This window comes from Nocardioides sp. (assembly GCF_047607365.1).
GTDB lineage: Bacteria > Actinomycetota > Actinomycetes > Propionibacteriales > Nocardioidaceae > Nocardioides.
This window is the reverse complement of sequence record NZ_JASGDD010000045.1, coordinates 1-13,413: the sequence shown is the minus strand read 5'-3', so window position 1 is coordinate 13,413 and position 13,413 is coordinate 1. Positions and strand designations below refer to the sequence as shown.

Below are 13,413 nucleotides of genomic sequence, written 5' to 3'. Positions count from 1 at the left end.
CGGGGTGCGGCGGCCGTGCGCGCGGCGATCCGGGCCTCGGTCGAGGACCGGCCCGCCGAGCCGGCCGCACTGGTGCCGGCGCTGGTCGACGGCGACGACGCCTCGGTGTCGACGGCGCTCGCCGACGACTTCCGGGCGACCGGGCTGACCCACCTGCTCGCCGTGTCGGGCACCAATCTGACCCTGCTCGTCGGCGCTCTCCTCACCGCGGCCCGGTGGTGCCGGGTGCGCGGCCGATGGATGACGCTGGTCGGCGCTGCCGGGATCGTCGGCTTCGTGCTGCTCGCGCGGACCGAGCCGAGCGTCCTGCGCGCCGCCGCGATGGGCGCGGTCGGTCTGGTGGCGATGTCGTCCAACGGCCGGCACCGTGCGCTCCGCGGGCTCGGCGCCGCGGTCCTCGGGCTGGTGCTGCTCGATCCGGCGATGGCGACCGAGGCCGGGTTCGCGCTGTCGGTGCTGGCGACGGCGGGCATCCTCCTGCTCGCGCCGCCCTGGCGCGACGCGCTGAGCCGGTGGATGCCGCGGTGGCTGGCCGAGGCGGTCGCGGTCCCGCTCGCGGCGCAGCTGGCCTGCACGCCCCTGATCGCCGCGATCTCCGGCCAGGTGAGCCTCGTGGCCGTCGGCGCCAACCTCGTCGCCGAGCCGGCCGTCGGCCCGGCCACGGTCCTCGGCCTGGCGGCGGGGCTGGCCGGACTGGTGTGGCCGGCGGCCGGCCGGGTGCTGGGCGTACCGGCGTCGTGGTGCGTCGCGTGGATCGTCGAGGTCGCCCACCGCGGCGCGGCGCTGCCGGTCGCCCAGATCGGCTGGTCGGCGTCGCTCCTCTCGCTCGCCGTCCTCACGGCGCTGACGGTCGTCATCGCGCTCGGAGGGCCGAGGCTCATGCGCCGCCGCCTCGTCGGGATCATCGTCACGCTGGTCATGGTGGCCGTCGTCGTGGTACGGCTGCCGACCCCCGGCGGGTGGCCGCCGACCGGCTGGGTGATGGTGATGTGCGACGTCGGGCAGGGCGACGGGCTCGTGCTCTCGGTCGCGGCGCACACGGCGATGGTGGTCGACACCGGCCCGAGCCCGGCGGCGATGGAGCGCTGCCTGGACTCGCTCGGGATCCGTCGGGTGCCCCTGCTCGTCCTGACGCATTTCGATGCCGACCACGTGGGCGGCGTGAGCGCGGTCTTCCGCGGCCGCCACGTGGGGGAGGTGTGGACGACGGTGCTGCAGGAGCCGGCCTACGGCACCGGGCTGGTCGCCGACGCGGCCCGGGTCGGCAGGGTGGTGCCCCACCCGGCGCCGTACGGCAGCACCGTGACCCTCGGTCCCGTCGCGGCGCAGGTGCTGTGGCCCCCTCCCGACCTGCCGCAGAGCACGGACAGCAACGGCGGCTCGGTCAATCTCCTCGTCCGCTCGCACGGCCTGACGCTGCTGCTCACCGGCGACATCGACCCGGACGACGCGGCTCGGGAGGCGCGGACGGTGGCGGGGTTGCACGTCGACGTGCTCAAGGTCCCGCACCACGGCTCCAGGTACCAGGATCTCGACTGGCTCTGCTCGCTCCATGCGCGCACCGGCCTGATCTCGGTGGGCGCGGACAACACCTACGGCCATCCCGCCCGACCGACCGTCGACGGCCTGAGCCGCTGCGGCGTGGACGTGCACCGCACCGACCGCGAGGGCGCGCTCTCCGTCCTCCCCGACGGCTCCGTGAGGAGCGGCGGGTGAGGTCCTGATTCCTGCGGGTCATCATGCACAGCGCCACCGTCCTCCTTGTGCGTCGCGGTGTCGGTGGGGTGTGACAGGGTGGGGGCGATGAGCACGCCCTCCGCCGCCCAGGTCCTCGGCCGCGTCACGCTGGTGACGGGCAAGGAGGAGTTCCTCTCCGAGCGCACCGTGCACGCGGTCCGCGCGGCGGTGAGGGCCTACGACGCCGAGTCGGAGGTCAGTGACGCGAGTGCCTCGGATCTCACTCTGGCGACGCTCGGCGAGATGGCCGCGCCGTCGCTCTTCTCGAGCGTCCGGTGCGTCGTCGTACGCGCGCTGGAGAGTCTGCCGGACGAGTCGGTGGACGGACTGCTGGACTACTGCGCGTCGCCGGTGGAGGACGTCGCGCTCGTCCTGGTCCACGGCGGAGGACAGAAGGGCAGCGGTGTGCTGGCCAAGCTCCGCAAGCTCCCCGGCGTGACCGAGGCGAGGTCGGAGGAGCTGAAGCCCTCCGAGCTGCCCGGCTTCGTGGCGAACGAGGCCCGGTCGCAGGGCGGCCGGATCGACCAGCCGGCGGCGGCCGCGCTGATCGAGGCGGTCGGCCACGACCTGCGCTCGCTCGCCGCGGCCGCCCACCAGCTGGTGAGCGACGTCGCGGGCGCGATCGGCGTGGAGGACGTGAAGCGCTACTTCGGCGGCCGGGCGGAGGCGAAGTCCTTCGCCGTCGCCGACGCCGCCTTCTCCGGCCGGCGCCAGGCGGCGCTCGAGGAGCTGCGCTGGGCGATCGACGGGGGCACGCCCGCCGTCTTGGTGACGAGCGCGTTCGCCGGGTCCGCCCGGGGGCTGGCCCGTCTGTCGGGCGCCTCCCGTGGCGCCCGCGACGCCGATCTGGCCCGTGACGTCGGTGTGCCGCCGTGGAAGCTGCGCACGCTGCGCGACCAGCTCCGCGGCTGGACGCCCGGCACCCTCGGCGACGCGATCCGCGCGGTCGCCCAGGCCGACGCCGACATCAAGGGTGCGGCCAGCGACGCGTCGTACACCCTCGAGCGGCTCGTCCTGACGATCACGGGCCTCCGCTCCCGCTAGCCGAGTGGGGCCTTCCCTCACCTCGACTGGGGCCTTCCCTCGCCTCGAGTGGGGCCTTGCCTCGGGTCGAGTGGGGCCTTGCCTCGCCTCGAGTGGGGCCTTGCCTCGGGTCGAGTGGGGCCTTGCCTCACCTCGAGTGGGGCTTTGCCTCACAAGACGAAAGACCCGCCCGGGGAGGGCGGGTCTTTCGTGGAGCGCAAGCCCCCCATGGACCGGGCCAAACCCCCCACTCGAGGTGAGGGAAGGCCCTACTCGGTCAGAGGGAGGCGGCCTTCTTGAAGATGCTGGACTTGCGGTTCGCGGCCTGGTTGGCGTGGATGACGCCCTTGGACGCGGCCTTGTCGAGCTTCTTGCCGGCGGTGCGGGCGGCGGCCACGGCGGCCTCCTTGTCACCGGCCTCGGCGAGCTCGCGGAACTTGCGGACGGCCGACTTGAGCTCGGACTTGACCGACTTGTTGCGCTCGTGAGCCTTGAGGGCCTGCTTGTTGCGCTTGATCTGCGACTTGATGTTGGCCATGAAGAAACCTTCCTTGAATCAGATGCGGGTGAGGCGCGCTCTCCGGACCACTCGTGGGATGAGAGGGGAGGGGCCTCGAACACGCAGCCACCAAGATTACCCGAGACGGCGCTCGGCGAGCCAATCCCAGCAGACCTGCCCCTGCCAACGCGCGAACTCGCCGAGCCAGGGCGAGTACGACGGCGACGGCTGCCCGGCGAGATGCAGGTAGTACCCGGTGAAGAGGGCCAGCACGATGTCGACGTGCTCGGGGTCGACGGAGGCCAGCAGCGGGTGGTCGGCGATGTGCGCCTCGACGTCGAGCCCGTCGCCGCGCGGGCCCACGAGGAGGAGCAGCGAGTCGATCCAGGCCGCTCCGCGGACCGGCCAGGCCCAGTCGCAGAGCACCATCTCGACCGAGCCGGCAGGGCCGTCGGCGACTCGGCGCAGCAGGTTGTCGTCACGCACGTCGGCGTGCACGAGCGTGTCGCCGGCGGTCACCTCGGCGAAGCGCGCGGCCAGCGCCTCCAGCGACTCGGCGAACTCGAAATCCTCGTCCTCGACCGCGACGGTGCTCCACAGCGCGGGCCAGTCGGCGAACGCCTCGGCGAAGGTCTGCGTCCCCAGCCCGGGCGCGGGGGTGAGCTGGCGGGAGACGGCGACCAGCAGGTCGGAGGCGGCGGCCAGGTCGGCGGGGGACCAGGGTCGCGCGGGCGGGTGGCCCTCGGCGTACGCGAAGCCGAGGACGATCCACTCGTCGCTCGGCCCGCCGCCCAGGGTCCACTTCAGCCGCGGCGCGGGCAGGCCCGGCGGGAGGGTCCGCGCCTTGCGTGCCTCCTCGCGATAGGACGCGGCGGCGTGGCGCTGCGCCTTCATCGACGCGGCCTTGATGAAGTGCCGGGACCCGTCGGCGCACAGCAGCACCGAGGCGAGCCCCGGCGTGTAGCCGGCGTCGCAGGAGTAGGAGTCGACCACCGTCGTGCCGAGCTTGCGCTCCACCTCGCGCCGCACGTGCGGCGGCACGTGCACCCAGCCGAGGCGGGTTGCCGTCTCACCGTGCGGGAGCGTGGTCGGCAGGGGCGTGCGGAGGGACGCGGACACGCCTCAAGGATGTCAGGAGATGTCAGGATCGAGTCGTGCGTCCACTCCTTCTCGTGTTCGTGTCGCTGCTCGCGACGGTGATCGCCGGCTGCGGCGACGGGGAGCCGACGCCGTCCACGTCGGCATCCGTCTCCGACTCCGCCTCGACGTCCCCGACCCTCACGGCGACCCCGAGCCTCGTCGTCCCGAGCAAGACCCCCGCCACACCGGACCGTTCCGCCCTCGCGGACGAGGCGGAGGCGGCGGCGGGCAGGCTCGCGACGTCGACCGCTGCGGCCGGCCAGGGGATCGTCGAGGGCGGCGACGTGAGCTGGCCGCAGTGCCCGAAGGGGATGGGCATCCCGGAGAAGAGGTCCCAGGGCAGCCCCATGCCGCTGGACTCGGCGACCTTCGTGATCCTCGGGCTCACCAACGGCCCCGGCTTCACGCCCAACCCCTGCCTGGCCAGCCAGGTGGCGTGGGCACGGGATCGGCGCCTGCTGACGGCGGCGTACTCGGTGGTCAGCTGGCCGAGCGCCGCCCAGCTGAGGCAGTACGGCGCCTCCGGGCCGTTCGACAGCACCACCCGCGACGGTCGGCTGGCCAACGCCGGCTACGCGCAGGCGCTCTTCAACATCGACACGATGAAGGCGGCCGGGCTGAGCAGCCCGGCCATCTGGCTCGACGTCGAGCCGGTGCCTCACTTCGACTGGCCCGCGAACACCGACGAGAACGCCCAGGTCGTCCGCGGAGCCGCCCGCGCGTACGCCGACCAGGGCTACCAGACCGGCGTCTACTCCACCACCGCGCTGTGGGCCAGGGTGGTCGGGGATCTGCGGCTCGGCCTGCGCGAGTGGCGCGCGGCCGGGAACACGTCGCGCGCCGAGGCGCTGATCCGGTGCGGACAGGAGCGGACCATCCAGGGCGGCACGCCCGTGCTCACCCAATGGGTCCAGAGCGGCCGGGACCGCGACGTGACCTGCCCCGGCGAGTCGGCGAACCTCTCCCGCTGGTTCCACCAGTTCTGATCAGAGCCACTGCCCATGGGATGATCCGGCCACCATGACCGCACCCCAGCCCGGCCAGACCGATCCCGCGATCATCAGAAACTTCTGCATCATCGCGCACATCGACCACGGCAAGTCGACGCTCGCCGACCGCATGCTCGGCATCACCGGCGTGCTCGGCGAGCGCGACGCCAAGGCGCAGTACCTCGACCGGATGGACATCGAGCGCGAACGCGGCATCACCATCAAGAGCCAGGCCGTGCGGATGCCCTGGACGGTCACCCCCGAGGCGGCCGCCGAGCTCGGCATCTCGGGAGGCACGTACGTCCTCAACATGATCGACACCCCCGGCCACGTCGACTTCACCTACGAGGTCTCGCGCTCGCTGCAGGCCTGTGAGGCCGCGATCCTGCTCGTCGACGCCGCGCAGGGCATCGAGGCGCAGACGCTCGCGAACCTCTATCTCGCGATGGGCGCCGAGCTCCAGATCATCCCGGTGCTCAACAAGATCGACCTGCCCTCGGCGAACGTCGAGAAGTACGCGCTGGAGCTGGCCAACCTCGTCGGCTGCGAGCCCGAGGACGTCCTCCTCACCTCGGCGAAGACGGGGCTCGGCGTCGAGGCGCTGCTCAACCAGATCGTGAAGCAGGTCCCGCCGCCGGTCGGGGTCGCCGACGCGCCCGCTCGCGCGCTGATCTTCGACTCCGTCTACGACACCTACCGCGGTGTGGTCACCTACGTCCGGGTCGTCGACGGCAAGCTCAGCCACCGCGACAAGATCAAGATGATGTCCAGCGGCGCCGTCCACGAGATGCTCGAGATCGGCGTGATCAGCCCCGAGCCGATGAAGTGCGACTCGCTCGGCGTCGGCGAGACCGGCTACCTCATCACCGGCGTCAAGGACGTCCGCCAGTCCCGCGTCGGCGACACCGTCACCGCCAACGCGCGCCCGGCCACCGAGGCGCTCGGCGGCTACGAGCACCCCAACCCGATGGTGTACGCCGGCCTCTACCCGATCGACGGCGACGACTACCCGACGCTGCGCGAGAGCCTTGAGAAGCTGCAGCTCAACGACGCCGCGCTCACCTTCGAGCCCGAGACGTCCGGGGCGCTGGGCTTCGGCTTCCGGATCGGCTTCCTCGGCCTGCTGCACATGGAGATCACCCGCGAGCGGCTCGAGCGCGAGTTCAACCTCGACCTCATCTCGACCGCGCCCAACGTGGTCTACAACGTGGTGCTCGAGGACGGCCGCGAGATCGAGGTGACCAACCCGAGCGAGTATCCCGACGGCAAGATCGCCGAGGTGCGCGAGCCGATCGTGAAGGCGACGATCCTGAGCCCGTCGGACTACATCGGCACGATCATGGAGCTCTGCCAGGCCAAGCGCGGAACCCTGCTCGGCATGGACTATCTCTCCGAGGACCGCGTCGAGATGCGCTACATCCTGCCGATGGGCGAGATCGCGTTCGACTTCTTCGACCAGCTCAAGTCCAAGACCAAGGGCTACGCCTCGCTCAACTACGAGTTCGACGGCGAGCAGGCCGCCGACCTGGTCAAGGTCGACATCCTCCTCCAGGGCGAGCCCGTCGACGCCTTCAGCGCGATCGTGCATCGCGACGCGGCGTACTCCTACGGCGTGATGCTGGCCGGCAAGCTCAAGGACCTCATCCCGCGGCAGCAGTTCGAGGTCCCGATCCAGGCCGCCATCGGCGCCCGCGTGATCGCGCGGGAGACCATCCGCGCGATCCGCAAGGACGTCCTCGCCAAGTGCTACGGCGGCGACATCACCCGCAAGCGGAAGCTGCTGGAGAAGCAGAAGGAGGGCAAGAAGCGGATGAAGATGGTCGGCCGCGTCGAGGTCCCCCAGGAGGCCTTCGTCGCCGCCCTCTCCACCACCCAGCCCGGCGAGAAGGGCGACAAGAAGAAGTAGGGCGGCTGGGGTCAGCCGAGCAGGAAGATCCGCAGGGTCCTGCCGGTGATCCGCTGCTGGTACTTGCGGTAGCCGACGTAGAGCGTCTCGGCCACCGCCAGGACGGCCTCGGTCTCCTCCGCGGTGGCGAGCCGCGCGGTGGTCTCGACCGTGCGGCCGCCGTAGCTGAGGCTCACCTCCGGGTGAGCCTCGATGTTGTAGACCCAGGCCGGGGTGGCGACTCCGCCGAAGTTGGTGCCGAGGAGCGCCAGCCGCTCGCCGTACGGGATCGCGATCAGGTGGCTGGTGCGCGGCCGGCCGCTACGTCGGCCGATGGTGGTGACGTCGAGGGCCACCAGCCCGGCCAGGAGAGCGACCGCCGTCGTACGTCCGCCAGAGAGGCGCAGCACGAGCGAGTCCAGGTGGCGCAGCGTCAGGCTCATCGTCTTGGCGCCGACGCGCGTCGATCCGATCCGCTGCATCAGTCGCTGGAAGAGGTTGGGGGTGGGGAACCGGTAGCCCAGGTCGGTGACGATGCTCACCTCGCGACCGTAGTGCACGATGACGCCCATGAGGCGGGTTTCGGTGGTCGGGTGCTCGGGGTCGGGCAAGACGACCTTCGCCGCGCGCCTGGCCGCGACGCTGGGAGTGCCGCACGTCGAGATGGACGCGCTGCACTGGGGCCCGGACTGGGCCGAGGCCAGCGCCGACGAGCTGGTCGCGCGGGTGCGTGAGGCGACGGCCGGCGACACCTGGGTGATCGACGGCAACTACCAGGGCAAGATCGGCACGCTCGCGTGGGAGCGCGCCGACGCCGTGGTCTGGCTGGACCTGCCGCGCTGGCGGGTGATGTGGCAGGTCCTCTCCCGTACGGCGGCACGCGCGGCGACCGGCCGGGAGCTGTGGAACGGCAACCGCGAGAGCTGGGGTGGCTTCGCCCTGTGGCGTGGCGAGGAGTCGGTGATCTGGTGGGCCTGGACGTCCCACCCCGACGTGCGACGCCGCTACGAGGACGCCATGCGCGACCCGGCGTACGCGCACCTGGCCTGGCACCGCCTGACCTCCCGCGCCGGAGCCGACGCGTTCCTCGTCGACATCGTCACCGGGCGGCAGCACGGATGAGATGTCGCCCTATGACAGCGTCCACGTCGCCGCAGGCATCGCCCTCTGCGAGCGATACCTTGGGGAGATGTCGTACGCCTTGTAGTGCATGTTGCGTTACCATCGGTGTCATGTCGACCATCACCTTCCGCGCTGACGCGGTGACGGAGCAGGCGCTGCTAGGCCTGGTGTCGGACGGGATCGACCGATCGACGGCGATCCGCGACGCCATTCTGGCGGCGTTCGAGGCCAAGCAGCGGGCGCGCCTGCGCGAGGAGTCGCAGCGGATTGCGAACGACCCCGCCGACCGAGCCGAGATCGCCGCGATCCAGGCCGAGATGGCGGACCTTGCTCCCGACGATGCGTGGTGACGTCTACGAGCTGCGTTCGCCCAGGGACGTGCGGGGTCACGAGCAAGCCGGCCGCCGGTACGCCGTGGTCGTCCAGAACGAGGACATCCTGACGTCGACGCGGCTCGTGGCGCCGACCTCGACGAGTGCCCAGATCGCGTCCTACCGGCCGGAGGTGGAGATTCTCGGCCGCGGCACCCTGGTCCTCGTCGAGCAGATGCGGGCCGTGGATCCCTCTCGGCTGGGCCGGTTCGTCGGGCGGCTCAGCCTCGCGGATCAGCAGGAGGTCGACCACGCTCTGAAGAGGGTGCTGGCGCTGCGCTGACGAGCGCCAAGCGTGGGCACGAGTGCGAAACATCTCCCGACTAGCCTCGCGAGCATGGACGACTTCGACGTCATCGTCATCGGGGGCGGGATCGCGGGGGTGTCGATCGGCTACGAGCTGGCGGCGCGCGGGTCGCGGGTCTGCCTGCTCGAGATGGAGTCGACGCTGGCCTACCACACCACCGGCCGCTCGGCGGCGACGTGGATCGGCACCTACGGCAACGGTCCGGTGCGCGCGCTGACGGCGGCGAGCCACGACTTCCTGCTCGACCCACCCGAGGACCTGTACGACGACGCGCTGACCAAGCCGCTCATCGTGCTGCACGTCGCCCCGCACGGCTACACGCCCGCGCTGCGCGAGCTGCACGACGACGTCGTCGGCCTCACCCCGCAGGCCACCCTCATCACCGCGGAGCAGGCCGCGGAGCTCGTCCCGATCCTGCGCGAGGACTGGGTCGAGGCGGCGCTGATCGAGCCGGGCGCGCTCGAGGTCGACGTCGCGCTCCTGCACCAGGGCTACAAGCGCGGGCTCAAGGCGCTCGGCGGTGAGATCCGCACGCTGGCGAAGGTCGACGGCGCCGAGCGCACGCCCGACGGCCGCTGGCGGGTCACCGCGAGCGTCGGCCAGGAGTTCACCACGACGTACGTCGTCAACGCCGCGGGCGCGTGGGCGGACGAGGTCGCGAAGCTCTTCGGCGCACAGCCGCTCGGGCTCGAGCCGCGACTGCGGTCGGTCTTCATGGTCGGCGCGCCCGCCGGGGAGACGGTCGACCCGCACCTGCCGATGGTGATCTCGATCGACGTCGAGAACCCGTTCTACTTCAAGGCCGACGCCGGGCAGTACCTCTGCAGCCCCGCCGACGTCACCCCCACCACCCCGCGCGACGCCAAGCACGACGAGCTCGAGATCGCCCGCGCCATCGACGCGATCAACGAGGCGACGACGATGGGCATCCGCGGCATCCGCACCCCCTGGGGCGGCCTGCGCACCTTCGCCCCCGACGGCTCCCCGGTCATCGGCCACGATCCGGAGGTCGACCGCTTCTTCTGGTACGCCGGCCAGGGCGGCTACGGCATCCAGATGGGTCCCGCGGCGGCCCGGCTGGGCGTCGCCCTGCTGCTCGGCCACGAGGTGCCCGCCGACATCGTGGCCACCGGCTTCGACGCCGGGAGCGTCTCGCCGGCCCGCCTGCACCCGCATGCGCCCCCGCCCACGTCCCCGCCTGCATGACGGCTAGGCGAGCCGTCGAGATCCCGGCCACGCTCGCCGCGGTGGCGCAGCGCGGCGACGACTGGGCCGCGTGGGTCGGGGGACTGCCCGCCCTGGCGGCGCGGCTGCTGGAGGAGTGGGAGCTGCGCCACGACGGCGACGCGACCCACGGCTTCACCGCGCTCGTGCTGCCCGTCACGACCCGCGACCGTCGCCGTGCCGCGCTCAAGATCGCCTTCCCGGACGAGGAGACCGAGCACGAGGCGCTCGCGCTGCAGCACTGGCACGGCCGCGGCGCCGTCCGGCTGATCCGCGCCAATCCCCGGCTGCGGGCGCTGCTCCTCGAGCAACTGCTCCCCGTTGACCTGATGGACCAGTGGGACGTGCGGGCCTGTGAGATCGTCGGCGGCCTCTACCGCCGTCTCCACGTCGAGGCGCCGCCCCAGCTCCGCCCCCTGAGCCGGTACGCCGCCGCGCTGGCCGAGCGCCTGGCGGCCCTCCCGCGCGGCGTCCCGCTCCCGCCCCGGCTGGTCGACCAGGCCCGCTCGCTCGCCATCGCCTTCGCCGAGGACGACGGATGCGACGGGCGGCTGATCCACGGGGACCTGCACTACGGCAACGTGCTGGCCGCCGTCGCGGGGACGCCGGGGGAGGAGACCGGCGAGTGGAAGGCGATCGACCCCAAGCCGCTCAGCGGCGACCCTCACTACGAGGTCGCGCCGCTGCTCGTCAACCGCTACGACGAGCTGGCCGGACGGGTCCGCGACGGCGTACGGGAGCGCTTCTTCGCCGCCGTCGACGCCGGAGAGCTGGACGAGCAGCGGGCACGGGGCTGGGTCGTCGTGCGAGCGATGGACCTGGCGGCGCAGCGGCTCGCGGAGCCCGGTCCGCGGGCCACGAGCGACCACGACTGGCTCACCCGCTGCGTTGCGATCGCCAAGGCCGTCCAGGACTGAGCAGGACCGGCCTCGCGAGGGCCGCTTGCGCGATAGGGTTCCGCCGTGACCTACGACACAGCCTTCCTCGACCGCATGCCGGCCAACGTCGCCGTGCAGATCCTCGACCGGGTCGCGGCCGACCCGGAGGGCGAGGCCTTCCTCTTCCCGCACCTCGACGGACACGGCGGGGTCGACGGCCCCGACGAGGCCGACGGGCACGAGCACTGGCACTCCGTCACCTGGCGCGAGGTCGGCGAGCACGTCAGCAAGCTCGCCGCCGGCCTGGTGAGCCTCGGCGTCGGGCTCGAGGACCGCGTCGGCATCGCGGCCTCCACGCGCTACGAGTGGATCCTCGCCGACATGGCCGTGATGTGCGCCGGCGGCGCGACCACGACGGTCTACCCCTCCAGCAAGGACGACGACGTCGCCTGGATCCTCGGCGACTCCGAGTGCACGGTGGTCTTCGCCGAGGACGACGAGCAGATCGCCAAGATCGAGAAGCACGCCTCCGAGCTCGGCTCGCTGACCAAGATCGTCACCTTCGACGGCTCCGCCGACGGCGACCGCATCATCACCCTGGACCACCTCGAGACCCTCGGCGAGGAGTACCTCGCGACCCACGAGCACCTCATCGCCGACATCGCGAAGCAGATCCGGCCCGACCAGCTCGCGACGCTGGTCTACACCTCCGGCACCACGGGCCGCTCCAAGGGCGTCCGGCTGCTGCATCGCAGCTGGGTCTACGAGGGCGAGGCGATCAAGGCGCAGGACATCCTGAGCGCGAACGACCTGCACTTCCTCTGGCTGCCGATGTCCCATGTCTTCGGGAAGGTGCTGGTCTCGACCCAGCTCGCGATCGGCTTCCCGACGGCCATCGACGGCCGGGTCGACAAGATCATCGACAACCTCGCGGTCATCCGGCCCACCTTCATGGGCGCCGCGCCGCGCATCTTCGAGAAGGCCTACTCCCGCATCGTCACGATGGTCGAGGCCGAGGGCGGCGCCAAGAAGAAGCTCTTCGACCGGGCCTTCGCCGTCGGGCGGAAGTACGACGCCCTGGTGGCCGCCGGGCAGAGCATCCCGATTGCGCTCCAGGTCCAGCACGCCCTGTTCGACATCCTCGTCTTCCGCAAGGTGCGCGCCCGCTTCGGCGGCCGGATCCGCTTCATGATCTCGGGCTCGGCCGCGCTCAACGCCGACATCGCATCGTGGTTCAACGCCGCCGGGCTGCAGATCCTCGAGGGCTACGGCATGACCGAGAACTCTGCCGGAGCCTCGGTCAACCCGCCCGACGACAACCGGATCGGCACGGTCGGGCCCGCCCTTCCGGGCGCCGAGCTCCGCATCGGCGAGAACGACGAGGTCCAGATCAAGGGCCCGCACGTCATGGCCGGCTACCACAACAACCCCGAGGCCACCGCCGCCGCCTTCACCGAGGACGGCTGGCTGCGCACCGGCGACAAGGGCTCGCTCGACGCCGACGGCTACCTCACGATCACCGGGCGGCTCAAGGAGATCTTCAAGACCTCCGGCGGCAAGTACATCGCGCCCAACCAGATCGAGGCGAAGTTCAAGGTGCTGTGCCCCTACGCCAGCCAGTTCATGGTCTTCGGCGCCGAGCGCAACTTCGCGGTCGCCCTCGTGACGCTCGACCCGGAGGCCATCGCGGGATGGGCCGCCGAGAACGGCCTGGGCGGGGCGTCGTACGCCGACATCGTCTCCTCCGACGCCGCGCGCGAGATGGTGCGCGGCTACGTCGGCCAGCTCAACGAGCAGCTCAACCGCTGGGAGACGGTCAAGAAGTGGGAGATCCTCGACCACGACCTCACCATCGAGTCCGGCGAGCTGACCCCGTCGCTCAAGGTGAAGCGCGCGATCGTGGAGAGGAACAACGCCGAGACGATCGACGGGTTCTACGCCTGAGCTCCCCGGTTGATTTGTTCGAACATTTGTTCGAACATGGGTGAGTGAGCGCAGACCTCGATCAGATCGCCGAGCTGCGCGAGCGCATGCGCCGGCTGGAGCGCTCGGCCCCGGCGCGCCGGGAGCTGGAGACGCTGCCGGTGCTGCGCGGGCTGGTGCGGCTGCAGGCCGGGGGAGTCTACGAGGTGGATCCGTCGGGCGGCGGCGCCAGTCTCGCCTGGGGCCTGCTCGCCGGCCCGTCGGGCGCGGGGGCGTGGGCGGCCGTGGTCGGCGTGCCCGACTTCGGGGCCGAGG

The 13,413-nt window shown here is 71.7% G+C and carries 13 protein-coding genes and 1 pseudogene; 11 read left to right on the top strand and 3 right to left on the bottom strand.

The genetic code is table 11. From position 1 onward, the window contains the following. Together QM572_RS03875 and holA are read left to right on the top strand one after the other, a co-directional pair. Positions 1-1,716, top strand: a 1,716-nt coding sequence (locus tag QM572_RS03875) for a ComEC/Rec2 family competence protein (protein WP_415090223.1), incomplete at its 5' end; no start/stop codon positions are given. Between the two features lie 87 nt (positions 1,717-1,803). Next, positions 1,804-2,781 carry a DNA polymerase III subunit delta gene (holA, locus tag QM572_RS03870; RefSeq protein WP_415090221.1) on the top strand — a complete coding sequence of 326 codons (978 nt, stop codon included), beginning with the start codon at positions 1,804-1,806 and terminating at the stop codon, positions 2,779-2,781. A gap of 256 nt (positions 2,782-3,037) precedes the next feature. Here holA and rpsT read toward each other — a convergent pair whose 3' ends face one another. Then, complete coding sequence (gene rpsT, locus QM572_RS03865; RefSeq protein ID WP_415090219.1) at positions 3,038-3,298, bottom strand: 30S ribosomal protein S20; 261 nt, start codon at positions 3,296-3,298, stop codon at positions 3,038-3,040. A 96-nt stretch (positions 3,299-3,394) separates the two neighbouring features. Next, positions 3,395-4,378 carry a hypothetical protein gene (locus QM572_RS03860; RefSeq protein WP_415090217.1) on the bottom strand — a complete coding sequence of 328 codons (984 nt, stop codon included), beginning with the start codon at positions 4,376-4,378 and terminating at the stop codon, positions 3,395-3,397. A gap of 35 nt (positions 4,379-4,413) precedes the next feature. Between QM572_RS03860 and QM572_RS03855 the strand changes: the two genes are divergently transcribed. Both QM572_RS03855 and lepA read left to right on the top strand, forming a co-directional pair. Further along, a complete protein-coding gene (locus QM572_RS03855) occupies positions 4,414-5,385 on the top strand; it encodes a hypothetical protein (RefSeq protein ID WP_415090215.1) in 972 nt (323 codons plus the stop codon). Positions 5,386-5,419: 34 nt separating this feature from the next. Next, the gene (gene lepA, locus QM572_RS03850; protein ID WP_415090213.1) at positions 5,420-7,294 is read left to right on the top strand and encodes a translation elongation factor 4; all 1,875 of its coding nucleotides are present in this window, start codon (positions 5,420-5,422) and stop codon (positions 7,292-7,294) included. Positions 7,295-7,305: 11 nt separating this feature from the next. Here lepA and QM572_RS03845 read toward each other — a convergent pair whose 3' ends face one another. Then, entirely contained in the window at positions 7,306-7,815 is a 510-nt protein-coding gene (locus tag QM572_RS03845; protein ID WP_415090211.1) for a nitroreductase family deazaflavin-dependent oxidoreductase, read from the bottom strand. A gap of 28 nt (positions 7,816-7,843) precedes the next feature. On the opposite strand from QM572_RS03845, the gene QM572_RS03840 reads away from it, so the two are divergent. The 7 genes and pseudogenes from QM572_RS03840 to QM572_RS03810 all read left to right on the top strand — a co-directional run. After that, on the top strand, positions 7,844-8,395 hold the full coding sequence (locus QM572_RS03840; RefSeq protein ID WP_415090209.1) for an AAA family ATPase: 552 nt from the start codon (positions 7,844-7,846) through the stop codon (positions 8,393-8,395). A gap of 110 nt (positions 8,396-8,505) precedes the next feature. Then, entirely contained in the window at positions 8,506-8,745 is a 240-nt protein-coding gene (locus QM572_RS03835; RefSeq protein WP_415090208.1) for a hypothetical protein, read from the top strand. Continuing rightward, positions 8,735-9,049, top strand: coding sequence for a type II toxin-antitoxin system PemK/MazF family toxin (locus tag QM572_RS03830; protein WP_415090206.1), 315 nt, complete (start codon positions 8,735-8,737; stop codon positions 9,047-9,049). The genes QM572_RS03835 and QM572_RS03830 overlap by 11 nt, the downstream gene beginning before the upstream one ends. A gap of 54 nt (positions 9,050-9,103) precedes the next feature. After that, positions 9,104-10,279: an NAD(P)/FAD-dependent oxidoreductase gene (locus tag QM572_RS03825; protein WP_415090204.1), complete on the top strand. Its 1,176-nt coding sequence runs from the start codon at positions 9,104-9,106 to the stop codon at positions 10,277-10,279. After that, positions 10,276-11,214 (top strand): aminoglycoside phosphotransferase family protein, encoded by a 939-nt coding sequence (locus QM572_RS03820; protein ID WP_415090202.1) that lies wholly within the window; start codon positions 10,276-10,278, stop codon positions 11,212-11,214. The genes QM572_RS03825 and QM572_RS03820 overlap by 4 nt, the downstream gene beginning before the upstream one ends. A 45-nt stretch (positions 11,215-11,259) precedes the next feature. Next, complete coding sequence (locus QM572_RS03815; RefSeq protein ID WP_415090200.1) at positions 11,260-13,119, top strand: AMP-dependent synthetase/ligase; 1,860 nt, start codon at positions 11,260-11,262, stop codon at positions 13,117-13,119. A gap of 44 nt (positions 13,120-13,163) precedes the next feature. Next, positions 13,164-13,413 (top strand): annotated as a pseudogene (locus tag QM572_RS03810) (hypothetical protein); the annotation flags it as partial.